Source organism: Massilia sp. 01N410 (genome assembly GCF_056399665.1).
The window spans coordinates 315,629-340,586 of record NZ_JBFTRV010000005.1; the positions used below are offsets into that span (position 1 = coordinate 315,629).

The following is a 24,958-nucleotide window of genomic DNA, read 5'->3' on the forward strand; positions in this document are numbered from 1 at the left end:
GCAGCACTCATTCCGGCAGCGGATCAGCGCTCGACGCCGGCGCCGCAGTCTGCGCGCTGTTCATCACCATCGCCAGGAAGGTGTAGTAGCCGTTCACGCCCATCAGGTCGACCACGCCCTGCTCGCCGAACAGCGCCAGCGCATTCTGATAGACGCGGTCGGAGACCCGCTTGTCGCGGTGCAGCTCCACGCAGAAGTCGTACACCGCCTCTTCGTCGGCCAGCATCGCCTTCGGCCGCCGGCGGTGCGCGATGGCGTCGATCAGGTCCGCCGCGATGCCGGCCTGCAGCGCGATCGGCGCGTGGATCGCCCACTCGACCTGCTGGTCCCATTCGCGCGCGGTGACGAGGATCGCCAGCTCGGACAGCCGCACGCCGATGGCGCTGCGGTAGCGCAGGTACTCGCCCATGCGCTGCGCATGGCCCATCAGCTCGGGGCTGTGCAGCAGCGGCACGAAGGGCCCGTAGAGGGCGCCGCGCGGGCCGTTGACGATCTCTTGCGCGGCCGTGCGCTGGGCGGCGGTCCAGGCGTCAGGAGGGATGGGGCGGAGGCGGTCTGTCATGCAGGAAATATTCGCATGCCGTCCGGTAAAAATCAAAAGAATCCCGGCGCTTCGCGCTTATTTTCAATCCTCAATTTTTTGGAGGGGATTCCGGGCTCGGCTAGAGGAGGCGTCATTCCCGCGCAGGCGGGAATTCAAGGTCAGTATGCGGTCCAGCGAGCAAACTTGGGTTCCCGCCTGCGCGGGAACGACGTTTAAGGCAGCGGGCCTATATCAAGCCTTCGGGTAAGCCACCACTTCCTGCTGCTGCTCCCCCAATCCCGCAATACCCAGGCGCAGCTTGTCTCCCTTCTTCAGGAAACGCTGCGGCGTGCGGCCCAGGCCCACGCCCGGCGGGGTGCCGGTGCTGATGATGTCGCCCGGCTCCAGGGTCATGAAGCGCGACAGGTAGCTGACGATTTGCGCCACCGTGAAGATCATGTTCGAGGTATTCCCGGTCTGCACGCGCTTGCCGTTCAGTTCCAGGTAGAGGTCGAGGTCCTGCACGTCGAAGATCTCGTCCTTCGTCACCAGGAAGGGGCCGACCGGGCCGAAGGTGTCGCAGCCCTTGCCCTTGTCCCACTGCGAGCCCATCTCGAACTGGAAGGCGCGCTCGGAGACGTCGTTGACCACGCAGTAGCCGGCCACGTACTTCAGCGCGTCTTCTTCGCTGACGTACTGCGCGCGCTCGCCGATGACGACGCCCAGCTCGACTTCCCAGTCGGTCTTCTTCGAGCCTTTCGGCAGCTGGATCGCATCGTCCGGGCCGGACAGGGAGCTGGTCGCCTTCATGAACAGGATCGGTTCCTTCGGAATCGGTGCGCCCACCTCGGCCGCGTGGTCCGAGTAGTTCATGCCGATGCCGATGAATTTGCCGACGCCCTTGACCGGGACGCCGAAGCGCGGCTCGCCGCGTACGATGGGCAGGGTCTTCCAGTCGACCTTGGCCAGTTTGCGCAGCGCCTTTTCGGACAGCACCGACGCGTCGATGTCGTCGATGATGCCGGCCAGCGAGCGCAGGCGGCCTTCTTCGTCGAACAGGCCGGGTTTTTCCTTACCGGGGCGGCCGTAGCGAACCAATCTCATATTCTTCCTTCTGTGCGAGTAAACCGATCCCGCATTCTACTTGACCTCGCCGCAAGCGATGCTTCGCGCCGCCTCAGGCGATGCCCGGCTGTGCGCCGCCGCTCCGGTGCCTGAAGCGCAGCATGGCGATGGCGACGACGCACAGCGCCGAAACGGCGAGTGCGGCGGCGCTGATCCAGAACAGGATTGCGTACGACTGGCGGCCATGCATGAGCCACACCATGCCGCTGGCGCCGCCGGCCTGGGCCAGCGAAAAGCACAGGTTCATCGCGGTCCAGTTGCGCCGGTGGTCTCCGGCGCCGCCGATCTCGAGCGCATAGCTGGATGCCGCGCCGACGATACCCGGCGAGAAGAAGCCGACCAGCACCGACGACAACAGCAGCGTCACCGCGCCGTGGGAAAACATCGGCAGCGCCACGCCGAGGGCCTTCAGGGCGAATGCCACCGCCAGCGTACGGTTCAGGCCAAAGCGGTCGGCGATCACGCCGGTCAGGTAAGGGCCGCATGCCGCGCCCACGCCGAAACAGGCCCAGAAGAAGCTGGCGACGGCCAGGGGCTGGTGCAGTTCGCGCGTGATGTAATCGGCCCAGAACAGGGTATGCGGCAGGTAGCCGATCGCGTTCAGCGTATAGGCGAGGCACAGCAGCAGGATCGGCAAGGACAGGCGCGGCCAGCCCGGGGCTGTCCGGTGCGCCGCCGCTGCCGTGGGTGCGGCGGCCGGCCAGTAGCGCCATGTTAGCGCGGTCAGCAGCGCGCAGACGACGCCCAGTGCCAGCCAGGTCACCGCCAGCTGGTAGCTCGCCAGGCTGGGAACGATGGTGGAGGCGGCGACGATGCCGAGGCCGACACCGGAAAAGATGACGCCGCTGGTGCGTCCGCGCCGCGCCGCCGGCGTGCGCGGCAGGATCAGCACCGGCGCCTGCACCATCAGGATCGCACCGCAGGCGCCGGCGACGGTGCGCCACACCACGAACCAGGCCAGGCCGCCATCGCGCCAGCCGCAGGCGAAAAAGCTCAGCGCGCACAGCAGCATCGACAGCCGCACCATGCGGCCGGCCCGGCAGCGGCGCGCCAGCAGCGATGCCAGTCCGATGCCGAGCAGGTAGCCGGTCAGGTTGGCGGCGCCGAGGTAGCCTGCCGCGGTCAGGTCGAACCATGCCTGCCGCACCAGCAGGGGCAGGATCGCGGCATAGGCGAAGCGCCCGATCCCGACCCCGGTCAGCGTGGCAGCCATGCCGCACAGGCCGGGGCCGGCCTGTGCGAGGCGGGTACGCAGCGCAGCGCCCACCTCAGGCCCCGGTCAGGGCGAGCGGCGCAACCGGAACCTCCGGCGCTTCGGCGTCGGCCGGCTCCGCCGGTCTCTCCAGCGGATAGGCGAGCGCCGCGATCCCCGCGCCGGGTTCCGCCAGCTCATCGGTCGCCTGCAGCAGCCGCAGACGCGCGCTGCGCTCGCCGATCGCGTCCATCATGCGGCCGACGGCACGCCCGGCGTCGACCATCGTGGTCGAATTGGCGCCGGGACGCGGCAGCACGAAGGTGTAGAACTTGCATCCTTCGACCAGGGTGCCGAGCGCCCACAGGCTGGACTGCGGAGCGCCGTCGCGCCCGATCACATTCATGTTGCGGTCGACGGTGATGCCGCCCGGATGGAAGCTGCCGTTCATGAAGGGCGACACGATCCCGCGCTGCATCATCTTGCGCATCAGCGGCGACTTGTCCTCGCGCGGCCCCGGCAGCGAGGCGCGCCCGCGTACCAGTACGTCGGCCGTTTCGGTCTCGCCGTTCCAGTGGCTGCGTACCACGAAGCGGCCGGAGTGCTCGTCCAGGACACAGCTCGCACCGGGTCCGAAATCGGCCTGCACGACGCCGGCGTCCATCAGCGCGAGCAGCTGCGCGATCCTCTCCTTCGGCGGTCCGACCGCCAGCCGGTTCATGATCGGCAGGAACTCGGACAGCACCCAGCGGTGCGACTGCTCGGTCAATCCGCAATAGTCGATGGCGCTGCGGATCACGTCGCGCACGTCGCGCAAGACGTCGCAGGCGGACTTCAGCGGTCCGTCGAGGTTGCCGAGGCAGGCCTGCTCGAAGTCGCCCCACATATAGCCGCGCAGCCAGTCGTCATACTGGCGCCGGCTCTGCAGCGCGCGGGCGGGAATCGGGTTGACCAGTTCGTCCCACGACAGCTGGTCGCGCCGGGTGACGTACTTGCCGATCAGCTCCTGGCGCGCCGCCGCACTGCCGGCCGCCATGAACTCGTTACTGAAGGTCAGCGCGGTGAGCTTGTCCAGCTTGCGGTACAGATACGAGAAATAGTAGGCGAACTGCATGTCGCTCCAGAGCAGCGGCATGATCTGCCGGTCGAAATCGAGCTTGCCGCCCGGCGTTTCCGCCCGCAGTTCCTCGACCCTGGCCATGGTCAGGAATTTCGGCTTGTACTGGCCGAACACGCCTTTCTGATTGGTCGCGCGCGCCATCAGCGGCAAGCCCGAGCGCGAGTACAACAGGATTTTCGGTTCCTTGCCCGACGGCCGGTAACGCAGGCGGCCCACCGGCTCCATCTTGCCGCATGGGACGAAGCCGCCGCCCCGGCCGGAGGTCAACTGCGCCAGCAGGTCGAAGGTGGTCAGGCCGATGCCTTCGATGGCGATAGTGTCGCGTTCCTTGACGCTCGAGACGGCATTGCGGATCGGATAGGGTTCCAGCACGACCTGCAGGCTCGGGTTGTGGGCGCGCGCGCGCTCGACCTTCTGCATCAGCGCCGACTCGGCCTCGCTCGGCAGCTTGCGCGCGTGGCCGGTGGTCAGGAACACGAAATCGACCGGATAGGCGCAGCCGTCGTAGAACACATTCCAGCCCTCCCCGTTGGCCTCGAGATCGTCGACGTTGGCGAAGTTGTGCAGGAAGATCTTCACGTGCGGCGGCGCCATCTTCTTCAGGTACTCGAAGCCCCAGCGCAGGTAGTCGCCGAACAGGGCGCGCGAATAGTAACCGTTGCGGTCGATGACCAGATGCTCGGCCGCCACACCCGGTCCCCTGCCGCTTTTGCTGCCGAGCCAGTCGGCAAACGAAGGCCCGTACAGGAGCGGTCCGGCGCCGCGGACGGTGTCGTCGGAAAACTGCGTCATCTGGCAAGCGACCGTGTTGACCAGCAGGTGGTCTGCCTGGTCGGTGGTATGGCAGCCCGGCCCGAATTCCTTACCGTCAAACAGGTACAACCCCAGCGGCGTTGCATGCGGATCGTTCCGTGCATACGCGATGATGCGGTCGAGCACCGAGATACCGCGCGGTCCCAAGCCAATGACTGCGATCTTGTACATGTGAACCTCATATGGATGAGATGAGTGCATTTTTTGAACAATGGTTCATGAATAAAACAAACCAATGATAGATAGGCGGCCAAGGACAAGATTGCGCATCCGCAACTTTTTAAGGTCTAGGGCAATATCCGTGGGTTAACGTTTTGCCTTGCGTCCTGTCAAGGAAACGCTTGCGGAACAGAACGACACTGCGAATTCGCTTTGCTCACGACCACAAGGAGGCCTGAATGAAGTCGACCAAGCTGGGACGCCGCACCTTCCATCTCGCCGCGCTGGGCAGCCTGTTCCTGGGCGGCGCGGCCTCGGCCGCACGCCCGGCGGCATCGCCTGTGCCGAACAAGCCGAAGACCTTCGTGCTGGTCCATGGCGCCTGGTATGGCGGGTGGTGCTGGGACGCGGTCGCGCACGCCCTGCGCGCACGCGGCCATACGGTCACCGCGCCGACCTGCCCGGGGCTGGGCGAACAGGCGCATTTGCTGTCGAAGGATCTTTCGCTATCGACCTTCATCACGAGCATTGGCAATCACATCCGCTACGAGAACCTGGGCGATGTGATCCTGGTGGGCAGCGGCTTCGGCGGCGTGGTGATCAGCGGCGTCGCGGACCGCATGCCGCAGCTGCTCAAAAGCCTGGTGTTCGTGGACGCCATGGTGCTCGACAGCGGGCTGTCGGTGTTCGAAGCCCAGCCGGCCTCAGTGACGAAGAAGCGCCTCGAACAGGTGGAACGCCAGGGCAAGGGCATCGCGATCCCGGCGCCGCCAGCCAGCTCCTACGGCGTCGCCGACAAACAGACGATGGCGTGGCTCGGCGAACGCCTGACGCCGCAACCGGTGGGCACCTATCAGGAAAAGCTGGTGCTGAACAACCCTCTGGGCAATGGCGTTCCGCGGATCTACATCGATTGCGTCGCTTCGCCGTTCGAGCCCCTGGTCGAGGTCAAGAAGAACCTCAAGCGCCAGCCGGGCTGGACATGGGCGGAGCTGAACACCCATCACGATCCGATGATCACCGAGCCGCTCATGCTGGCCGACTTCCTGGCCGCCGTCTAGCTTGTGCCAGCGCAACTTATCTGCGGACCCGGTGTCGTACATTGCTTAATGCAAATAGGAAACATTTCTTTTCGAATTTTTCTTAGAAAGGAATCCCACCATGAAGCTGCTGTTCACTGCCGCCGCATTATCCTGCGCATTCGCCATGGGCAATGCCTGCGCCACCGACGCCACCGAAAAGGATGCCGTTGCGCTGGTCGAAAAAGGTGTCGCCTTCATGAAGGCGAACGGCAAGGACGCCATGATCAAGCGGATCAACAGCAAGGATCCGGAGTTCTACAAGGGCGAACTCTACCTCCACATGCGCGACGCCAGGAACGCGATCATGCTGGCCCATCCGGTCAACCCGACACTGATCGGCAAGGACCTGATCGACGTGCCCGATACCAACGGCAAGATGTACCGCCGCGAAATGGTCCAGCTGGCGGCGACCAAGGGCAAGGGCTGGTACGACTACACCTACAAGAACCCCGTCAGCGGCAAGATCGAACCGAAGACCACCTATATGGTGAAGGTCGACGACGTCGTGCTGGAAGCGGGCATCTACAAGAAATGACGGCGTAATGCCGAACGGGGTACGATTCCGGCCGGCTCGCCGGCCATTACTGGCGGGGGAAGCATGCTGAAAAAATTACGGATCGGTCCCAAACTGCTGCTGGCTCCCACCCTGGTGCTGCTGCTCCTGATGCTGCTTTCCGGCGCCGCCTATTACGGCATGGTGCGCCAGAACGCATCGCTGGAAAACATCGTGCAGGTCCGCACCGCGCACCTCAAGTCCGCAGCCGAGATCTCGGGCGACGCCAAGTACGCGCATGGCAACATCTACCAGCTGCTGGCGTCCATCAGCGGCAGCTTCGGGCAGGGACGGATCGATGCGCTGGTCGCCGACATCAAGAAGAAACACGAAGCGTTGCAGGCCCGCCTGGCCGCGCTGGCGGAGGCATCGAATCCCGCCGAGCGCAAGCTGGTCGAATCGTCGATCAAGGCCCTGGCCGACTACCGCAAGAGCGCGACCGACAGCATCGAGCTGGCGCAGGTGGACCAGTCGCTGGCCACCGGTTCGATGCGGCTTGCGGAACAGCGCTTCGGCGTGCTGAACACGCAGCTGGCGCAGCTGTCGGCCCTCGAACAGCAACTGAGCTCCCAGGCGCACGACGCCGCCAAGGCCGAGTTCCAGATGCTCGGCATGACGATGGCGGGACTGGTCGTGCTGTCGATCGCGCTGTCGCTGGTGGTGACGATGCTGGTGCGGCGCGCGATGCTGGCCGATATCCACGCGATGTCGGAAGTGGTCGGCGAACTGGCCAAGGGCCGACTCAAGCGCGGCGCCGGCAACGATGGGCGCGACGAGATCGCCGGCACCTCGCGGGCGCTCGACCATTCGATCGCCATCCTGAACGACACCCTGCGCAGCATCCTGGCCTCGGTCCACTCGATCGACACCGCCTCGCAGGAGATCGCCAGCGGCAACCTCGACCTCTCGACCCGCACCGAGCTGCAGGCCGGCTCGCTGCAGCAGACCGCCAGCGCGATGGAAACCCTGACCGCGGCCGTCAAGGGCAATGCCGACAACGCGCGCCTGGCCGCCGGGCTGGCGGCCGAGGCGGCGCGGCTGGCGGCCAGCGGCGGCCAGTCGGTCGAGCGCGCGGTGGCGACCATGGAATCGATCCGCGCCAGCTCGCGCAAGATCGTCGACATCATCGGCGTCATCGACGGCATCTCGTTCCAGACCAACCTGCTGGCGCTGAACGCGGCGGTGGAAGCGGCGCGCGCCGGCGAACAGGGACGCGGCTTCGCGGTGGTGGCCAGCGAGGTGCGCACCCTGGCCCAGCGCTCGGCCTCGGCGGCGAAGGAGATCAAGGCCCTGATCGCCGATTCGGTCGCCATCATCGACGGCGGCAGCGCCTCGGTCAACGAAGCCGGCGCCAGCATGGGCAGCGTGGTCGCCTCGGTACAGCAGGTGAACGACATCATCAACCGCATCAGTTCGGCCAGCACGGAACAGGCCGACGGCATCGCGGAAGTCAACCGCGCGGTCGGGCAGATGGACGACATGACCCAGCAGAACGCGGCCCTGGTCGAACAGGCGGCGGCGGCGGCGGCCAGCCTGCACGAGCAGACCGTCAACCTGGCGCGCGCGGTATCCGTGTTCCAGGTCGAGGGCGTCGAGGCGGCCGATAAGGCCGAGCAGGAACGTCGCGCGCCGGACAGCCCGATGCGCGCCGGCGGCAGCCGGGGGCCGCGTCCCGCACTGGAAAACCGCCAGGGCCTGCGGCGGCGCGCCTAGCCCTCATGGAAAGCGCTTGCTGACGTAGCGCGAACCCTTCAGGCCGAAGCGCCACGGCACGTCGACCGCCTTCGAGATGCCGATCCGCGGGCCAGTCACCACCTCGATGCCCTTCGGCGCGGCCGCCAGTTCGAACGGCGGCTGCGCCAGCGACGACCCGTTCAGCGCCCGCGTCACCCCCAGCGCCTGGCACAGCTTGCCGGGCCCGGAGCACAGCAGCCACTCGTCGGTGGTGCCGCGCCGCTCGCGCATCGTCTCCAGGCCGGCGACCGGTTCGAGGGCGCGGATCAGCACCCCGGCGCCGTGCCCCTGCTCCATGCAGACGAAGTTGAGGCACCAGTGGATGCCATAGGAGCGGTAGACATAGGCATGGGCCGGCGGGCCGAACATCGCGAAGTTGCGCTCCGTCGGTCCGGAATAGGCGTGGGAGGCCGGGTCCTCGCCGTCATAGGCTTCGGTTTCGACGATCCGGCCGCCGACGCCGTCGACCAGCACGGTCACGCCGATCAGCCGGCGCGCCACCACGTCCGAACGGGCGGAGAAATCGATCCCCGCGAGAATGAAAGAAGACATGTGACAATCTTATAACGGCCGCGTCCGCCAAGTCGCACGGTCGCCTCTGCAGTGTGACAACGGCAACTGTCTGATTTGCCACACAAAATGAATACTTTGATGCAACTTGGCTTGTGCTGGTTTATAGTGACGAGCTTTGCACATCTTTCCGTGCAGCATCGTTTTCCCCCTCCCCTGCCATGAGTACAGCATCCGCCCTGGCCCGTCCCGCCGCCGCCGAGGATCCCGTCGACGCCCTGATCAAGTCGATCCGCATCCCGCCTCGTCCCAGCCTGCTGGCGGACCTGCAGCGCGAGCTTGCTTCGCCGGATCCGAGCCCGGAGACGATCGGCCGCATCGTCGCCAGCGACGTCGGCATGTCGGGCGCCCTGCTGAAACTGGCCAATTCGGCCATCTACGGCGGACGGCGCAAGGCCAAGTCGATCGAACAGGCCATCCTCTTCCTCGGCATTAACCAGGTCGCCTCGCTGATGACCGGCCTGCTGGCGCGCCAGGCGATTCCCGCCAACAGCGCGGCCCTGGCCAGCTTCTGGGACGTCTCGACCCGCCGCGCCCAGGCCATGGTATTCCTCTCGCGCCGCCTGCGCATCGGCGAGCCGGACGTGGCGCATACCTTCGGCCTGTTCTGCGACACCGGCCTGCCCCTGCTGATGGACCGCTTCGCCGACTACGGCGCCACCTACGCCGCCGCCTCGCTCGAAGCCGAGCGTCCGTTCACGGCGCTGGAAGAAGAGCGCCACGCCACCTCGCACGCCTCGATCGGCTGCCTGCTGGCGCGCAACTGGGGCCTGTCCGACCATGTCGTCTGGGCCATCCTGCACCATCACGACTACGCCGTGCTGGAAGACGCGCATACCGCCGGCGCGGTGCGTTCGCTGGTGGCGCTGTCGCTGCTGGCGGAAGCCGCGATCTGCAAGTACCAGGGCCATGCCGAATCGCTCGAGTGGAACAAGGGCGGCGTGCGCGCCTGCGCTTATCTGGGCCTGTCGGCGGAAGAAACCGCCGAGCTGCTCGACGAACTGCACGAAGCCTTCCACGACGACCAGTAACGAGCAGTAAGCTCCCCCTCGAGAGCGTCTTTACATCTTCTTCGCACCGGCAGATACTGAAGAAAAGTACACCGGACACGGAGGAGAAAATGAGATACCTCATAGCGTTCATGATGGTCCTGCTGGCCGGCTGCGCCAGCGCGCCGCCGGCCCCGGCACCCGACCTGTACCGCGACGCCGCCTTCGGTCCGCCGACCGAAAAGATCAGTACCGCCGACCTGTTCGCGCTCAGCCCCGAAATGCGCGAGTATCTGCACAGTTCGGCCTTCAATACCTATCTGCGCAACCGCGGCAAGGAATACGGCCTGCTGGAAGCCCTGTACACCGGCAGCAAGACCGGCCTCAAACTCGACTACGACGCGAGCTATACCCGCAACGCGGCCGAGACCTTCCGCGACCGCGCCGGCAACTGCATGTCGCTGGTGATCATGACGGCCGCCTTCGCCAAGGAACTCGGGATGACGGTGCGTTACCAGGACGTCATCATGGAAGAAAGCTGGAGCCGCAACAACGGCTTCTACCTGCTCAGCGGCCACGTCAATCTGCTGCTGGCCTATCGCGCCCCCGACCTCTACGGTTCGGATCCGGAACGCGCGCTGGTGGTCGACTTCCTGCCGGATGCGCGCGCCGACAAGCGCTATACCCGGCAACTGGACGAAGAAGACATCATCATGATGTTCCAGAACAACCGCGCCGCCGAAGCCCTGGTGCAGGGCAAGCTCGACGATGCCTACTGGTGGGCGCGCGCGGCCACCAGCGGCAACCCGCGCACCGCGCTGGCCTACAATACCCTGGGCGTGATCTACGATCGCCGCGGCGATTTCGCCATGGCCGAGCGTGCCTTCCGCGCAGCGCTGGCGCGCGAACCCGAAAGCGTCATCACCCTGCGCAACCTCGAACCGGTGCTGACGGCACAGGGCAAGACCGAGGAAGCCAGGGCGGTCGCCCAGCGCGCCGCCAAGATCGAACCGGCTCCGCCCTTCCTCTACTTCAACAAGGGCGTCACCGCCTACCAGCATGGGGAATACAGCGAGGCCAGAGATTTGTTCGCGCGCGAAGTCAGGCGCGCCCCCTACTACGACGAATTCCATTTCTGGCTGGCGGCGAGCCTGCTGCAGCTTGGCGAGGTCAAGGAAGCGCGCGAACAGCTGACCCTTGCGGCCGATACCAGCACGCGCAAGGACACGCGTAATCTCTATAACGCCAAGCTGGCCCACCTGCGCCAGCTCGGCATGCGTTAATCTTCCTCCATCACCAGGCACAAGGAGAACTGTTTGCCCAGCCGTATCGTCATCGAATCCTTCCACAGCCCCATCCTGGCCGGCAATCCCCTCGGGGACCCGGCCCGGCGCGACATCCCGGTCTACCTGCCGCCCGGTTACGACGAGGAGCGTGCACGCCGCTACCCCGTCGTCTACCTGCTGGCAGGCTTCAACGGCCGCGGCACGACCTTCCTGAACGATACGGTATGGGACGAGAACATCGTCCAGCGCCTGGACCGGCTGATCGGCAGCGGGACCATGCGGCCGGCGATCGTCGTGATGCCGGACTGCCTGACCCGCCTGGGCGGCAGCCAGTACATCAATTCCAGCGCCACCGGACGCTACGAAGACCACCTGGTGCAGGAACTGGTGCCCCACATCGACCGCAGCTACCGCACGCTGGACAGCCGCGATTGCCGCGCCGTGGTGGGCAAGAGTTCGGGAGGATATGGCGCGCTGATGCTGGCGATGCGCCATCCGGGCATCTTCGGCCTGACGGCCTCGCACAGCGGCGACCTGTATTTCGAGTTGTGCTACAAGCCGGCCTTCGTCGCCTGCGCGCGCGAACTGGCACGCCTGGGCGGCATCGACCGGCTGATGCGCGACCTGCACACGATCCGCCCGCGCGACGCCGGCTACCGCGCGGCGGTCAACACGCTGGCGATGGCGTCCTGCTATTCGCCGGATCCGCAGGCCCCGCACGGCTTCGTGCTGCCCTTCGATCCGCACAGCTGCGAACTCGACGAAGCAGTATGGCGCCGCTGGCTGGAATGGGATCCGGTGCACCTGGTGGACGAATACCGCCGCGCGCTGGCGTCGCTGCGGCTGATCTACCTGGACGCCGGAACGAAAGACGAATTCAACCTGCAGTACGGCGCCCGCATCTTCTGCGAGAAGCTCAGGCAGCGCGGCATTCCCTTCGTGCACGAGGAATTCGACGACAGCCACCTGAACATCCCCTACCGCTTCGATGCCTCGTTCGCCGCTATCTCGCAGGCGATGGCGGTCGATTAAATTCGATCAGTGCCGGCGCGGACGCGCCGGCGGCTTCGGCATGCCATGCTTCTCGAGGTGACGGAAAGTGATCCGTCCCTTGTTGAGGTCATACGGCGACATCTCCAGCGTGACGCGGTCGCCGGCGATGATGCGGATGTGGTTCTTCTTCATCCGGCCGGAAGTGTATGCCACCAATTGGTGACCATTCTCGAGGTCGACGCGGAAGCGCATTTCCGGCAGCACTTCAGTCACCTTGCCATTCATTTCAATCAGCTCTTCTTTCATCTCGTGTCCTTTAATCATGTGATTCGTTAACGCCAATGCCCAATCCCAGGCAATGCTGACGCAGCGCCTGGGGCGGTTGACAGGGTCGAAGTCGGGAAAAGCGGCTCCGGCTGCAGTGTCGAGCCGTGTGGAGACTGGGGGGTGGAGCAGATATGGGGACGTTGCGCCGAAAAAAAAGGGCTGGCGCCCTTTTACGTTCGCCGTGCTGTCAGCGGCGGCCGCGGAAGCTCGACCGGGCTGCCGGTGCGCCGCGTTTTTCGATGTGGCGGAAGGTGATGCGGCCCTTGCTGAGGTCATACGGCGACAGCTCCAGGCTGACCTGGTCGCCGGCCAGGATACGGATGTGGTTTTTCTTCATCTTGCCCGCGGTGTAGGCGATCAGCTTGTGGCCATTTTCGCAATCCACACGAAAACGCGAGTCGGGCAAAACTTCCGAGACAACGCCATTCATTTCGATCAGTTCTTCTTTTGCCATCTGCATACTCCAGTTCGGTAGGATGGTGAAAAAAAAGCCCGCTCACTGCGGGCTTCGTTTCAATGTGACGCCAATGCCTTAATCGCCGCTCCAGCCCTTGCTATCTGCAAGGTGCGGAGCCCGGACGCCCAGGCTATCTGCCAGGTGCACCCATCGTGTAAACCGACCAACGTATGTGGAATGACATCCCCGTCTGGCGTGCTCGCGCGCAGCATTACACATATTGCGCCGCGTGCCTTTCGCGAGGAACGGCAGGACCATCAGACCTGACCGATAACGTAGTGTAGCACGGTTCCTTTTGCACCGCACAAATACCTCAGAACAGCCGGGCGGTGACGCCGGCATCCAGGCCGGGGTCGACCAGCCTGCGCCACACGGCCAGCTTCTGCTCGAAGCCCATCGCCATGTGCGCCGGCGACGACGACGGCAGCACCACGGTGCGGTAGCCGGCCTGTTCGAACTGCGGCGCGAACTTGCCGGATGCCTGGCCGTTGAAGCCCACCGTTTCCAGTGCCGGACACAGATGCCGCAGGCGGTCGAAATCGTTGGCGGCCGGCTTGCGGATGGCGGAATCGAGGCTGCCTTCGCGCTCGCAGGCGGCCAGCACGTCCCACAGGCCGAAACGGTGGGCCAGCAGGCGCGGCAGGCGTTCGTCGTAGGGCAGGCTGTAGAGGTCTTCATCGACCAGGGCGCCGACCAGTTTCCAGAACTGATTCCTCGGGTGGGCGTAGTACTGCTGGGCGGCCAACGAGGCGGCGCCGGGGAAGCTGCCCAGGATCAGGATGCGCGTGCCGGGGGCGATGATAGGGGCAAGACCGGTGAGAAGGGAGGTCGATTCGAGAGAAGTGCTGGACATGGGGCGATTGTAGCCCGCTCGCCTGAAATACGTCGTTCCCGCGAAAGCGGAATGACGATGAAAAAAAACGGCGGCACGCTCGTACGTACCGCCGCAAAGGGCATCCCAAAAACTACCCCCTCACCTCACATCATTTGCTGGCCAGCGCCACACTGCCTGCCGGCGAAGAAGCCGGCGCAGCATCCCAGCCGCCGCCCAACGCGCGGATCAGCGCCACCGTGGTGACCGCCCGGTCGCCGCGCAGCTGCACGGCGGTGCGCTCGACTGCAGCCAGGTTGCGCTGCGCATCCAGCAGCTCCAGATAGCTGGAGCGGCCGGCGTCGTAGAGCTTCTGCGCCAGGTCGGCCGAGCGGCGCGCCGATACCAAAGCCTGCTCGACTTCGGCGCCCTGCCCCGCCAGCACGCGCAGGCCGGCCAGGTTGTCCTCGACTTCGGCGAAGGCCACCAGCACGCTCTGGCGGTAGGCGCCCACCGCTTCTTCCAGCGCGGCCTCGCTGCGCACCACGTTGCTGCGATTGCGGCCGCCGTCGATCAGCGGCATCGACAACGCCGCGCCCAGCAGCCAGGAACGGCTGCTCCATTTGAAGACGTCGGCAAAGGTGCCGGCCACGCCGCCGCCATTGGCACCGATGCTCAGCGCCGGGAACATCGCACTTCTGGCCACGCCGATGCGGGCGTTGGCCGCTTCCATCGTGCGCTGGGCGCTGGCGATGTCCGGACGGCGCTCCAGCAGCGCGGACGGCAGTCCGGCCGGGATCAGCGGCAGGTTGGCGCTCGCTTCCAGCGGATCGCTGGCGGCGCCGAAGTTCGAGGCCGGCTGGCCCAGCAGCACCGCCAGCGCGTGTTCCGCCGTGGCGCGCTGGCGCTGCAGGCCGATCGCCTCGGCGCGCGCGGTCGACAGTTCGGTCTTCGCCCGCGACAGGTCGAACTCGCCGATGTCACCCAGTTCGAAGCGACGCCCGGTCACGCGCACGCTCTCTTCGCGCAGGCGCACGGTCTGGTTCACGGTCGCGATTTCCGCGTCCAGGGCGCGCAGACGGAAGTAAGTCTGGGCGACGTCGGCCTGCAGCGACAGCAGCACCGAGCGATAGGTCGCCTCGACGGCGCCCGCATCGCCGCGCGCTGCCGCCACATTGCCGGACACGCGGCCGAACAGGTCGACCTCGTAGCTGGCGCTCAGGTTCGCCTTGTAGCTGGTCACCGGGGACATGCGCGTCCCGGGCGCCAGGCCGGCTTCCAGCGGCGACTGCTGCCCGCGCTGGGCGCCGACGCCGACGCCGATCTGCGGGATGCGGTCGGCTTCGGCGATGCCGGCGATGGCCCGCGCCTGCTTCACGCGCGCCGCGGCCACCGACAGGTTCTGGTTGCTGGCCGTGGCCTGGGCAATCAGGCTGTCTAGCCGGGCGTCATTGAAGGCCTTCCACCATTCGCCGCGCGGCTGGCTTTCTGCCGGCTGCGCCATCTTCCAGGTGGTGCCGTCGGCGGCGCTGCGCACCACCTCGGGCGATGCCGAAGGCGAAGCCACCTGCGCCTCCTTGAACGCCGCCGGCGTCGACACGGCCGGCTGGTGGAAGGCCGGCGCCGCGCAGGCGCTCAGCAGCAGGGCCGCCAGCACGGAGGCGAAGCGCGGCGCGAACTTCGCGACGGTCTTCACCACCGGCTGCGCCACCGAGCGGCCCTTCGGCCGCGCCAGGGCTTCGTCGAGGGCCGCGTCTCTATCCGCCTTCCAGGCCTGTCCGGCCTGAGGCGTCGGGGAAACCGGGTTGATCATCACTACACTCATTTCAATGCTCCTTCGAGTTCGGGGGCGTGCGGCTCGACATGCTCGAGGCGATGCGAGGGCTTGCCGAAGCGCGCCGCCAGGGTGCGCAGCAGGACGTAGAACACCGGCGTCAGGAACAGGCCGAAGAAGGTCACGCCCAGCATGCCGGCGAACACCGCCACACCCATCGCGTGGCGCATCTCGGCGCCGGCGCCGTGCGAGAACACCAGCGGCACCACGCCCATGATGAAAGCGATCGAGGTCATCAGGATCGGACGCAGGCGCAGGCGGCAGGCTTCCAGCGCGGCGGCGACAATGCTGCGGCCGTGGTGTTCCAGCTCGACCGCGAATTCCACGATCAGGATCGCGTTCTTCGACGCCAGGCCGACCAGCACGAACAGGGCGATCTGGGTGAACACATTGTTGTCGCCACCGGTCAGCTTCACGCCGATCAGCGCGCACAGGATCGACATCGGCACGATCAAAATGACTGCCAACGGCAAGGTCCAGCTTTCGTACTGCGCGGCCAGCACCAGGAACACCAGCAGCACGCACAGCGGGAACACGTAGATCATGGTGTTACCGGCCAGGATGTCCTGGTAGGTCAGGTCGGTCCATTCATACGCGATCCCCTTCGGCAGCACTTCACGTGCGATCTCCTCCATCGCCGCCTGGGCCTGGCCCGAGGACACGCCCGGAGCCGGGCCGCCGTTCATCTCGGCGGCGACGTAGTTGTTGTAGCGCTGGACGCGGTCCGGGCCATAGGTGTCCTTGACCTTCATGATCGAGGACAGCGGAATCATCTCGCCGCTGCCAGAGCGGACCTTTAGTTGCGCGATCTGCTCGCGCTGCGAACGGAAGGGCGCATCGGCCTGCACACGCACCTGGTAGGTGCGGCCGAACTGGTTGAAGTCGTTCACGTACAGCGAGCCGAGGTTGATCTGCAAGGTCTGGTTGATCTCGGCCAGCGACACGCCCAGCTGCTTGGCCTTCACGCGGTCGACGTCGGCGAACAGCTGCGGCACGTTGATCTGGTAGCCCGAAAACACGCCGGCCAGGCGCTTGTCGGCCGCGGCCTTGGCCATGAAGGCCTGCACCGCCTTGTTCAGCTCATCGTAGCCGAGGTTGCCGCGGTCTTCGATCATCATCTTGAAGCCGCCCGTGGTGCCCAGGCCGTTCACCGGCGGCGGCGGCAGGACCATCACGAAGGCGTCTTCGATGGCGCCCATGCGCTTGTTGATCTCGCCGGCGATGGCTTCCGCGCTCTGTTCCTTGCCCTTGCGCTGGTCGAAAGGCTTCAGGGTGGTGAACACGATGCCGGCGTTCGGCGCATTGGTGAAGCCGTTGATCGACAGGCCAGGGAAGGCGACCGAGGATTCCACGCCCGGGATCTGCTTGGCGACATCCGACATCTTGCGGATGACGGTGTCGGTGCGGTCCAGCGAGGCAGCGTCCGGCAGCTGGGCGAAGCCGATCAGGTAAGCCTTGTCCTGCGAGGGCACGAAGCCCGGCGGCACCGCCTTGAACATGAAGATGCCGGCGATCGCGAGCAGCACGTACACGCCCAGCGAGGCGCTCTTGCGCTTCAGGACGCCCTTCACACCGCCTTCATAGGCATGCGAGGAGCGGTGGAAGAAGCGGTTGAAGCCCGCAAAGAAGCGGCCGAACACGGCATCCATGCCGCGGGTCAGCGCATCCTTCTTGGCGCCATGCGGCTGCAGCAGCACGGCCGACAGGGCCGGTGCCAGCGTCAGCGACAGGAAGGCCGAGATCACGGTCGAGATCGCGATGGTCAGGGCGAACTGGCGGTAGAACTGGCCGGTCAGGCCGGACACGAAAGCGATCGGCACGAACACGGCGCACAGCACCAGGGCGATCGCGATGATCGGACCGGACACCTCTTTCATCGCCTGCACGGTGGCGTCGTGCGGCGTCAATCCGTTCTCGATGTTCCGCTCGACGTTCTCCACCACCACGATCGCATCGTCGACCACGATACCGATCGCCAGCACCAGGCCGAACAGCGACAGGGTATTGATCGAGAAGCCGAAAGCCAGCATCACGGCAAAAGTACCGACCACCGACACCGGCACCGCCAGCAGCGGGATGACGGAGGCGCGCCAGGTCTGCAGGAACACGATCACGACCAGGGCCACCAGCACCACCGCTTCGATCAGGGTGTGGACGACCGAGTCGATCGACTCGCGCACGAACTGGGTCGGGTCGTAGACGATGCTGTACTTCATACCTTGCGGGAAGTCCTTGGACAGCTCTTCCATCTTGTTGCGCACGTCCGTCGACAGCTGCAGCGCATTCGCGGTCGGGGACTGGAAGATCGGGATCGCCACCGCCGACTTGTTGTCGAGCAGGGAGCGCAGGGCATAGGAGTTCGAGCCCATCTCCAGGCGAGCGACGTCCTTCAGCAGGGTGGTGGCGCCATCCTGGCTGGTCTTGACGACGATGTTGCCGAACTCCTCTTCCGACTGCAGGCGGCCCTGGGTGTTCACGGTCAGCTGGAAGTCCGCGCCTTTCGACGGACCCTGGCCGACTACGCCGGCCGCGACCTGCACGTTCTGCTCGCGGATTGCGCCCACGACGTCGCCGGCGGTCAGGCCTCTAGCCGCGACCTTCTGCGGGTCGAGCCAGACGCGCATCGCGTAGTCGCCCGAACCGAAGAGCTGGACGTCGCCCATGCCCTTGATGCGCGCCAGCTGGTCCTTGACGTTCAGGGTCGCATAGTTACGCAGGTAGAGGTCGTCGTAACGGCCGTCCGGCGAATTCAGGTGGACTACCATCGTGATGTTGGGCGAGCTCTTGACGGTGGTGACGCCGATCTGGCGCACCTCTTCCGGCAGGCGCGGCAGCGCGCGCTGGACGCGGTTCTGCACGGCCGTCTCGGCCTGCTCGACGTTGGTGCCGATCTTGAAGGTCACGGTCAGCTGCAGCGCGCCGTCCGAGGTGTTCTGCGAGGTCATGTAGAGCATGTCCTCGACGCCGTTGATCTCCTGTTCGATCGGGGTGGCGACGGTTTCCGCGATCACCTTCGGGTTCGCGCCCGGATACTGGGCGCGCACCACCACGGACGGCGGCACCACTTCCGGATACTCGGAGATCGGCAGCTGGAAGATCGAGATGAGGCCGGCCACGAAGACGATGACCGACAACACCGCCGCGAAGATCGGCTTGTCGACGAAAAAGCGTGAGATGTTCATGTTATTGATTCCTTATTTTGCATCTGCCATGGCCAGCTGCGCGGACTTGTCCTTGCCCACGCTGGTGGTGGCGACCATCGGCACGGTCTGCGCGGTGATCGGCGAACCCGGACGCACGCGCTGCAGGCCGTTGACGACGATTTTTTCGCCCGGCTTCAGGCCGGCCTTCACCACGCGCAGGCCCTCGACCACCGGGCCCAGTTTCACTTCGCGGTACTCGGCCTTGCCGTCCTTGTCGACCACGAACACGAACTTGTGGCTCTGGTCGGTGCCGACCGCGCGGTCGCTGATCAGGAGGGCGGGCTTCTCGCTGCCGCCACCGATCTGCACGCGGGCGAACAGGCCGGGCGCCATCACGTCGTCCTTGTTGGCGAAGATGGCGCGCATGCGCACGCTGCCGGCGCGGGTGTCGAGCTGGTTGTCGACGAATTCCAGCTTGCCCTCGTGCGGGAAGCCTTCTTCGTTGGCCAGGCCGATGCGCACCGTGACAGGCTGGCCGCTGTGGGCCTGCGAACGCACGCGCAGATAGGTGTCTTCGTCGCCGTCGAAGCTGGCGTAGATGCGCTCGAGCGACACCACCGAGGTCAGGATGCTGGAGGCGTCGACCAGGTTGCCCAGGGTGATCTCGGCCTTCGACACGCGGCCGTCGATCGGCGCGACCACGCGGGTATAGCCCAGGTTCAGCTTCGCGGTTTCGTACTGGGCCTGGGCGGCGCGCGCATTCGCTTCCAGTTCCTTCTGCGCGGAGGCGCTGGCGTCGTACTCGCGCTGGGCGATGGCCTTGTCGCCCAGCAGGCGCTCGGCGCGGGTCAGTTCCAGCTTCGCCAGCTCGGCTTTCGCACGGGCGGATCTTGCGGCGGCGTCGGCGCGTTCGGCTTCGGCCTGGAACGGACGCGGATCGATCACGAACAGCACATCACCCTTCCTCACCGTGGCGCCGGGCTTGAAGTTGACGGCGGTGATGAAACCGGACACGCGCGGACGGATCTCGACGTGTTCCACGGCTTCCAGGCGGCCCGAGAATTCCTGTGTATCGGCGACCGGCTTCTCGACCACGACGGCGGCGGACACCGGCGGACCGGCCTGGGCCTGGGTCTGGGCTTCGGCCGCCTTGCCGGTCGCGTCCGAGCAGCCGGCGATCAGGACAGCGACGCCGGCGGCGCCGAGCGCCAGGACGACGGGTCGTACCGCGCTACGTAATTGATGAATTGCTTTCATGAGTGAGCCCTCCGATCTTGATGACTTATTAATAATTAGGCGAAAGCGGTCCCTTCCGGTCTCGCATGCGGGATGCGGACAGAAACGCAGGAAAAGACAGGTCTCCCGTGCCTGCGAACAGGCACGTTGTTGTGGTTTTGGGTGCGGTGAAGCGTTACCGGCTAGACGTTCCAGCCGGGCGATCCGTGACAGATCAGGTCATTTGCCGGGCGGTGCGTTGTCGGATTCGAGCCCGGCGATGAAGTTGGCGATTTCGTGCAGGGCATGGCCCGTACACGCACATTCGTTGCGGGCGTTCGGCTCCTCGATGCGGGCCGGCGCCATGCGCCGCACCGTGGTCCTCACGCCTGCGTTGATCAGCTTGGCACCGTAGGCTTCGGCCTCGTCGCGCAGCGGGTCGTCGTCGGCCGACAGGATCAGTGCCGGCGCCAGGTTCTTCAGGCGGCTCGACTGCAGCGGCGACGCATAGGGGTGGCCGCGGTCGGCCGCGTGCGGCAGGTAGCCGCGGTAGGCGGCGGCGCATTCGTCGAACACCCGGGCTTTATCGGGGCAGGTCGGCATCTCGCGCATCGAGCAGGTCGACAGGCCGGGATCGAGCATCGGCATGATCAGGATCTGGCCGGAAAGTAGCGGGCCGCCGCGGTCGCGCGACATCATCGCCGCCACCGCCGCCAGGTTGCCGCCGGCTTCGATGCCGGCCACGATCAGGCGCTTGCCGGTCCAGCCGAGCTTGCTCTTGTTCTTCTTGGCCCAGTTGACGATCGCATGCGCATCCTCGGCGGCCGCCGGAAAGGGTTTGACCGGCGCCAGCGTATAGGTCGAGGACAGCACCACCGGATAAGCGCTCGCGTCTGCGAGACGGCGCAGGAAGCTGTCGGACTCGTCCAGGTCGCCCTCGACGAAGCCGCCGCCATGGAAGAACACGATCAGGATGTCGCGCTTGCCGTCCACCGCCGCGCGGTACAGGCGGCCCGCCAGCGGGCCTTCGAAGCCGGCGACCTCGAGTTCGCGTACCACCAGTTCGCGCATCGCTTCCTGCTGGTCGAGCTGCTCATTGTTCAGAACGGCGGCATTCATGATTGCGCTCCATTGAACAGGGCCTGGTAGCCGGCGGCTTCGCCCGCGGCGGCGTTCGCGTAGACGTCCGTGCCAATCAGTCCCGCCATCAGCGTCACGCTGAGCGCGAGCGCCAGGCTTGTGAAGAAACCTCCATCGCGTCGTTTCATGACCTGCTTCCCTTCGTTAAGTGGCACTTTTATCAGTGACCGTGCCGACACTATAGACATGATCTAGAATCTGATAAATACCTCAATCCCGAATCCATTATTCAGATCCCTGAACAATCGAAATGAACAACAAGCTGCAAGCCATGGAAGTTTTCGTGCAGGTGGTGGACGCCGGCAGCTTCACGCGCGCGGCCGAGACCCTGCAAATGCCCAAGGCCACCGTGTCGACCCTGGTGCAATCGCTGGAGGCCTCGCTGTCGGCCAAGCTGCTGCACCGGACCACGCGCCTGGTGACCGTGACCACCGACGGCGCCGCCTATTACGAACGCTGCGTGCGCATCCTGTCCGACGTGCGCGATGCCGAGGAATCGCTGTCGCGCACGCGGCTGTCGCCCAGCGGACGCCTGCGCGTGGACGTGCCCACCGGCCTGGCCAGCGAGATCCTGATCCCCGCCCTGCCCGCCTTTTTCGAGCGCTATCCGGACATCATGATGGAACTGGGCAGCACCGACCGCCCCGTCGACCTGATCGAGGAAGGCGTCGACTGCGCGATCCGCGGCGGCGAGCTGGGCGACGACAGGCTGATCGCGCGCCGGGTCGGCATCATCAACTTCCTGACCGCCGCCTCGCCCGCCTACCTGGAACGTTACGGCGTGCCCCAGCACCCGCTCGACCTCGAGCGCCACCGCTGCGTGAACTATTTCTCGGCCAAGACCGGCAAGACCTATGACTGGGACTTCCGGCGCGGCGAGGAACGCATCGACATCCCGATGCGCGGCGTGATCGCGCTGAACGATTCGAACGCCTATGTGCAGGCGGGCCTGGCAGGCCTGGGCGTGATCCAGATGACGGATTACCTGGTGACCCAGCACGTGGCGGCCGGGCGCATGGTCCAGCTGCTGCCCGACTGGACCAGCGAGCCGCTGCCGGTGCACATCGTCTATCCGCAGAACCGCCACCTGTCGGCCAAGGTGCGGGTCTTCGTCGAATGGGTGTCGGACCTGTTCGCGAACCACCCTTATATGCACTTGCGCGCGGTGCCGCGGCCGCAGGCGGTGCCCGCATTAATAGAGGCCACCGCCTAAAATGCGACGGTAGAATCGGCTGCATGACAAGTCACATGACGAGGAGACAGCGATGCAGCCGCGCACCATCGACACCCTGCTGGAACAGTACAGCGACAGCCATCGCAACCCGACCAATGAGCTGATCCATTTCGTGTGCGTGCCGGTGATCGTGTTGTCGCTGCTGGGCATCCTGTGGAGCATCCACCCGGCCGTCGCCGTCATCGCCTGCCTGGCCTCGCTGGTGTATTACTTCAGGCTGTCGCCTCCCTTCGCCTTCGGCATGCTCCTGATGAGCGCCGTGATGCTGGGCGTGCTGGCCCTGATGCCGCCGATGACGGTGCTGCCGCTGTCGATCGCGATCTTCGTGGTCGCCTGGATCGGCCAGTTCATCGGCCACAAGATCGAAGGCAAGAAGCCTTCCTTCTTCGACGACCTGCGCTTCCTGCTCATCGGACCGCTGTTCGTGCTGGGCTTCCTGTATCGCCGTTTGAATCTGGCGTATTAAAAGAGTAGGCTGGATCGGCCGCTGCAGCCGCAGCGCCGCATGAGGAGCACATCATGAAATCCGCCGCCATTCCCCTTTCCGTCGCCCTGGCCGGAGCTGGCCTGCTGGCCGGCTGCGCCACACCGCCCGAGTCGGGCAGCGTGTACAACAGTTACCAGACCATGAACGAACAGGTGATCCGCATGGGCACCGTCGAATCGATCCGCAACGTCACCATCGCCAGCCCCGAATCCGGGGTCGGCACCATGTCCGGCGTCGCGCTGGGCGGGCTGGGCGGCTCCCAGATAGGCGGCGGCAAAGGGTCGATCGCGACCGGCATCATCGGCGCCGTGGCCGGCGGCCTGGTCGGCCAGCAGGTCGAGCGCAATGCCGGCAACCGCGCCGGCTTCGAGATCACGGTCCGCCTCGACAGCGGAGAGTTGCGCGCCATCACCCAGCCGGCTGACGAAATGTTCCGGCCCGGGGACCGGGTGCGTCTGCTGAGCAACGGTTATACGACCCGCGTGACGCACTGACGACGAAATAGACGAGCAAACCCGGCTGGCGCCACAATGAACTCCGGAAAGCACGTATACTTTCCGGATGCCTTCCTACGTCCTGTTCACCATCGCCTCCCTGATCTGGGGTTCCACTTTCTGGGCCATCACCCTGCAACTGGGCGACATTCCGCCCGCCGTCTCGGTCGTCTACCGGTTCGCGTTAGCGTCGGGGGCGCTGTTCGCCTGGTGCCTGGCGCGCGGCGACAAGCTGTGGTTGCCCTGGCGCACGCAAAAGTGGACCTTGCTGCAAGGTTTCCTGACCTTCGGCCTCTCGTATGTATGCACTTACAACTCCGAACAGTACGTGGTCTCGGCCCTGGTGGCGGTGCTGTTCGCGCTGATGGTGTTCTGGACGCCGCTGCTGTCGCGCTTCGTGTTCGGCACGCCGATCCCGCGCAAGACCTGGACCGCCGGGGTCGGTGCGATCGCCGGCGTCACCCTGCTGTTCTGGCATTCGATCCAGGGCGCCCTGCACGACCTGAGCCAGGGCGGCCAGGGCCATTTCCTGCTCGGCCTGGGGCTCGGCATCTGCGCTTCGATCGCCAGCGCGGCCGGCAGCATCGTGGTCGGCAAGGTGCGCGAGCAGTCGAGCAAGCTGATCCTGACCACAGGCTGGTCGATGTTCTGGGGTACCTGCATGGTCGCGCTGTGGTGCCTGGCCAGTGGCCAGCAATTCATCCTGCCGCACACGACGCCCTACGTGCTCGGCCTGCTGCACCTGGCCATCTTCGGCTCGGTGGTGGCCTTCATCTGCTACTTCACGCTGATCAACCGCATCGGCTCGGCCAAGACCGTTTATATCGGCGTGATCACGCCGGTGCTGTCGGTGCTCATGTCGATCAAGCTCGAACACTACCGTCCCGGCCCCATCGAATGGCTGGGCATGGCAGTCTGCCTGGGCAGTGTCGCCTGGGCCCTGTACACGCCTAAACGCAAGGCGGCTTCCGTCAACCTGAACAATGCGCTCGACGCACCCCTCGAAACACCATGACCGCTCAACAGTCCACTTTTGCCATCCGTCCCGCCACCCCGGCCGACGTCCCCCACATCATGTCGATGATCGTCGAACTCGCCGTGTTCGAGAAACTCGAGCACATGGTGGTGGCGACCGAAGCCCTGCTGCACGAAGGCCTGTTCGGCACGAAACCGTCCTGCGAAGCGATCATCGGCGAGGCCGATGGCGAAGTGGTGACCTTCGCCCTGTTCTTCCATAACTTCTCGACCTTCCTCACCAAGAAGGGCCTGTACCTGGAAGACCTGTACGTGCGCCAGGCCCACCGCGGCCACGGCTACGGCAGCCGCATGCTGAAACACCTGGCGCGCATCGCCGTCGAGCGCGAGTGCGGCCGTTTCGAATGGTCGGTGCTGGATTGGAACACTCCGGCAATCAATTTCTACAAGTCCATGGGCGCCGAGATCCTGCCCGACTGGCGCATTTGCCGCGTGACCGGCGAGCCGCTGACGGCGCTGGCGCGGGCCTGAAAGAAAAAGGCGCTGTTCGCGCTAAGTGTTGAATCTGCCGAGCGCCGCTCTCAAAAAGGCGTCTGGACTGGCAATGCGCTGGCCATCCAGCGCCCAGCGCCAGCCGAAGTAGTGGCCCAGGTATCGGCTGGCGATGCCGCGGAACGGCAGCAGCCAGGTGCGCATCCGGCT

The 24,958-nt window shown here is 65.6% G+C and carries 24 protein-coding genes; 11 read left to right on the plus strand and 13 right to left on the minus strand.

The annotated features are described in order from the left end of the window. Positions 1-7: 7 nt before the first annotated feature. From AC1DOP_RS09625 to AC1DOP_RS09640, 4 genes are all read right to left on the minus strand, one after another. A complete protein-coding gene (locus tag AC1DOP_RS09625; protein WP_441934509.1) occupies positions 8-562 on the minus strand; it encodes a carboxymuconolactone decarboxylase family protein in 555 nt (184 codons plus the stop codon). A gap of 213 nt (positions 563-775) precedes the next feature. Continuing rightward, the gene (locus AC1DOP_RS09630; protein WP_477250852.1) at positions 776-1,627 is read right to left on the minus strand and encodes a fumarylacetoacetate hydrolase family protein; all 852 of its coding nucleotides are present in this window, start codon (positions 1,625-1,627) and stop codon (positions 776-778) included. A gap of 73 nt (positions 1,628-1,700) precedes the next feature. Further along, complete coding sequence (locus AC1DOP_RS09635; RefSeq protein ID WP_441934505.1) at positions 1,701-2,915, minus strand: YbfB/YjiJ family MFS transporter; 1,215 nt, start codon at positions 2,913-2,915, stop codon at positions 1,701-1,703. Between the two features lies 1 nt (position 2,916). Further along, positions 2,917-4,944, minus strand: coding sequence for an FAD/NAD(P)-binding protein (locus tag AC1DOP_RS09640; protein WP_477250853.1), 2,028 nt, complete (start codon positions 4,942-4,944; stop codon positions 2,917-2,919). Between the two features lie 227 nt (positions 4,945-5,171). Between AC1DOP_RS09640 and AC1DOP_RS09645 the strand changes: the two genes are divergently transcribed. The 3 genes from AC1DOP_RS09645 (at position 5,172) to AC1DOP_RS09655 (ending at position 8,280) form a co-directional block, all read left to right on the plus strand. Continuing rightward, positions 5,172-5,993 carry an alpha/beta hydrolase gene (locus tag AC1DOP_RS09645; RefSeq protein WP_477250854.1) on the plus strand — a complete coding sequence of 274 codons (822 nt, stop codon included), beginning with the start codon at positions 5,172-5,174 and terminating at the stop codon, positions 5,991-5,993. Positions 5,994-6,093: 100 nt separating this feature from the next. Then, complete coding sequence (locus AC1DOP_RS09650) at positions 6,094-6,549, plus strand: cache domain-containing protein (protein WP_477250855.1); 456 nt, start codon at positions 6,094-6,096, stop codon at positions 6,547-6,549. Positions 6,550-6,612: 63 nt separating this feature from the next. Continuing rightward, a complete protein-coding gene (locus AC1DOP_RS09655; RefSeq protein ID WP_477250856.1) occupies positions 6,613-8,280 on the plus strand; it encodes a methyl-accepting chemotaxis protein in 1,668 nt (555 codons plus the stop codon). A gap of 3 nt (positions 8,281-8,283) precedes the next feature. On the opposite strand, the gene AC1DOP_RS09660 is transcribed toward AC1DOP_RS09655, so the two are convergent. Beyond that, positions 8,284-8,853, minus strand: coding sequence for a DNA-3-methyladenine glycosylase (locus AC1DOP_RS09660; RefSeq protein WP_477250857.1), 570 nt, complete (start codon positions 8,851-8,853; stop codon positions 8,284-8,286). Positions 8,854-9,032: 179 nt separating this feature from the next. On the opposite strand from AC1DOP_RS09660, the gene AC1DOP_RS09665 reads away from it, so the two are divergent. The 3 genes from AC1DOP_RS09665 (at position 9,033) to AC1DOP_RS09675 (ending at position 12,178) form a co-directional block, all read left to right on the plus strand. Further along, on the plus strand, positions 9,033-9,902 hold the full coding sequence (locus tag AC1DOP_RS09665) for an HDOD domain-containing protein (RefSeq protein WP_441934494.1): 870 nt from the start codon (positions 9,033-9,035) through the stop codon (positions 9,900-9,902). 89 nt (positions 9,903-9,991) lie between these two features. Continuing rightward, positions 9,992-11,143 (plus strand): tetratricopeptide repeat protein, encoded by a 1,152-nt coding sequence (locus AC1DOP_RS09670; protein WP_441934492.1) that lies wholly within the window; start codon positions 9,992-9,994, stop codon positions 11,141-11,143. Positions 11,144-11,176: 33 nt separating this feature from the next. After that, a complete protein-coding gene (locus tag AC1DOP_RS09675; RefSeq protein WP_441934490.1) occupies positions 11,177-12,178 on the plus strand; it encodes an alpha/beta hydrolase in 1,002 nt (333 codons plus the stop codon). A gap of 6 nt (positions 12,179-12,184) precedes the next feature. Here AC1DOP_RS09675 and infA (AC1DOP_RS09680) read toward each other — a convergent pair whose 3' ends face one another. From infA (AC1DOP_RS09680) to AC1DOP_RS09715, 8 genes are all read right to left on the minus strand, one after another. Continuing rightward, positions 12,185-12,445, minus strand: a complete 261-nt coding sequence (gene infA / locus AC1DOP_RS09680) for a translation initiation factor IF-1 (protein WP_441934488.1) — start codon at positions 12,443-12,445, stop codon at positions 12,185-12,187. A gap of 208 nt (positions 12,446-12,653) precedes the next feature. Beyond that, positions 12,654-12,920 (minus strand): translation initiation factor IF-1, encoded by a 267-nt coding sequence (gene infA / locus AC1DOP_RS09685; RefSeq protein ID WP_441934486.1) that lies wholly within the window; start codon positions 12,918-12,920, stop codon positions 12,654-12,656. Positions 12,921-13,236: 316 nt separating this feature from the next. Then, positions 13,237-13,776 (minus strand): DNA-deoxyinosine glycosylase, encoded by a 540-nt coding sequence (locus AC1DOP_RS09690; RefSeq protein WP_441934484.1) that lies wholly within the window; start codon positions 13,774-13,776, stop codon positions 13,237-13,239. 130 nt (positions 13,777-13,906) lie between these two features. Then, entirely contained in the window at positions 13,907-15,559 is a 1,653-nt protein-coding gene (locus AC1DOP_RS09695; protein WP_477250858.1) for an efflux transporter outer membrane subunit, read from the minus strand. Continuing rightward, positions 15,556-18,750, minus strand: coding sequence for an efflux RND transporter permease subunit (locus AC1DOP_RS09700; RefSeq protein ID WP_441934480.1), 3,195 nt, complete (start codon positions 18,748-18,750; stop codon positions 15,556-15,558). Before AC1DOP_RS09700 ends, AC1DOP_RS09695 begins: the two co-directional genes overlap by 4 nt. 12 nt (positions 18,751-18,762) lie before the next feature. Next, the gene (locus AC1DOP_RS09705) at positions 18,763-19,968 is read right to left on the minus strand and encodes an efflux RND transporter periplasmic adaptor subunit (protein ID WP_477250859.1); all 1,206 of its coding nucleotides are present in this window, start codon (positions 19,966-19,968) and stop codon (positions 18,763-18,765) included. Positions 19,969-20,166: 198 nt separating this feature from the next. Continuing rightward, on the minus strand, positions 20,167-21,045 hold the full coding sequence (locus AC1DOP_RS09710; RefSeq protein ID WP_441934476.1) for an alpha/beta hydrolase: 879 nt from the start codon (positions 21,043-21,045) through the stop codon (positions 20,167-20,169). Continuing rightward, positions 21,042-21,194, minus strand: coding sequence for a hypothetical protein (locus AC1DOP_RS09715; protein ID WP_441934475.1), 153 nt, complete (start codon positions 21,192-21,194; stop codon positions 21,042-21,044). Before AC1DOP_RS09715 ends, AC1DOP_RS09710 begins: the two co-directional genes overlap by 4 nt. Before the next feature lie 122 nt (positions 21,195-21,316). Between AC1DOP_RS09715 and AC1DOP_RS09720 the strand changes: the two genes are divergently transcribed. The 5 genes from AC1DOP_RS09720 to AC1DOP_RS09740 all read left to right on the plus strand — a co-directional run bounded on the left by AC1DOP_RS09720 (position 21,317) and on the right by AC1DOP_RS09740 (position 24,787). Beyond that, positions 21,317-22,279 carry a LysR family transcriptional regulator gene (locus AC1DOP_RS09720; protein ID WP_477250860.1) on the plus strand — a complete coding sequence of 321 codons (963 nt, stop codon included), beginning with the start codon at positions 21,317-21,319 and terminating at the stop codon, positions 22,277-22,279. Between the two features lie 52 nt (positions 22,280-22,331). Next, positions 22,332-22,766: an Mpo1 family 2-hydroxy fatty acid dioxygenase gene (locus AC1DOP_RS09725; RefSeq protein WP_477250861.1), complete on the plus strand. Its 435-nt coding sequence runs from the start codon at positions 22,332-22,334 to the stop codon at positions 22,764-22,766. A gap of 53 nt (positions 22,767-22,819) precedes the next feature. After that, on the plus strand, positions 22,820-23,281 hold the full coding sequence (locus tag AC1DOP_RS09730) for an outer membrane lipoprotein (protein ID WP_441934469.1): 462 nt from the start codon (positions 22,820-22,822) through the stop codon (positions 23,279-23,281). 67 nt (positions 23,282-23,348) lie between these two features. After that, the gene (locus AC1DOP_RS09735) at positions 23,349-24,296 is read left to right on the plus strand and encodes a DMT family transporter (protein ID WP_441934467.1); all 948 of its coding nucleotides are present in this window, start codon (positions 23,349-23,351) and stop codon (positions 24,294-24,296) included. Then, on the plus strand, positions 24,293-24,787 hold the full coding sequence (locus AC1DOP_RS09740) for an N-acetyltransferase family protein (protein WP_477250862.1): 495 nt from the start codon (positions 24,293-24,295) through the stop codon (positions 24,785-24,787). The genes AC1DOP_RS09735 and AC1DOP_RS09740 overlap by 4 nt, the downstream gene beginning before the upstream one ends. The last annotated feature ends 171 nt before the right edge of the window (positions 24,788-24,958 follow it).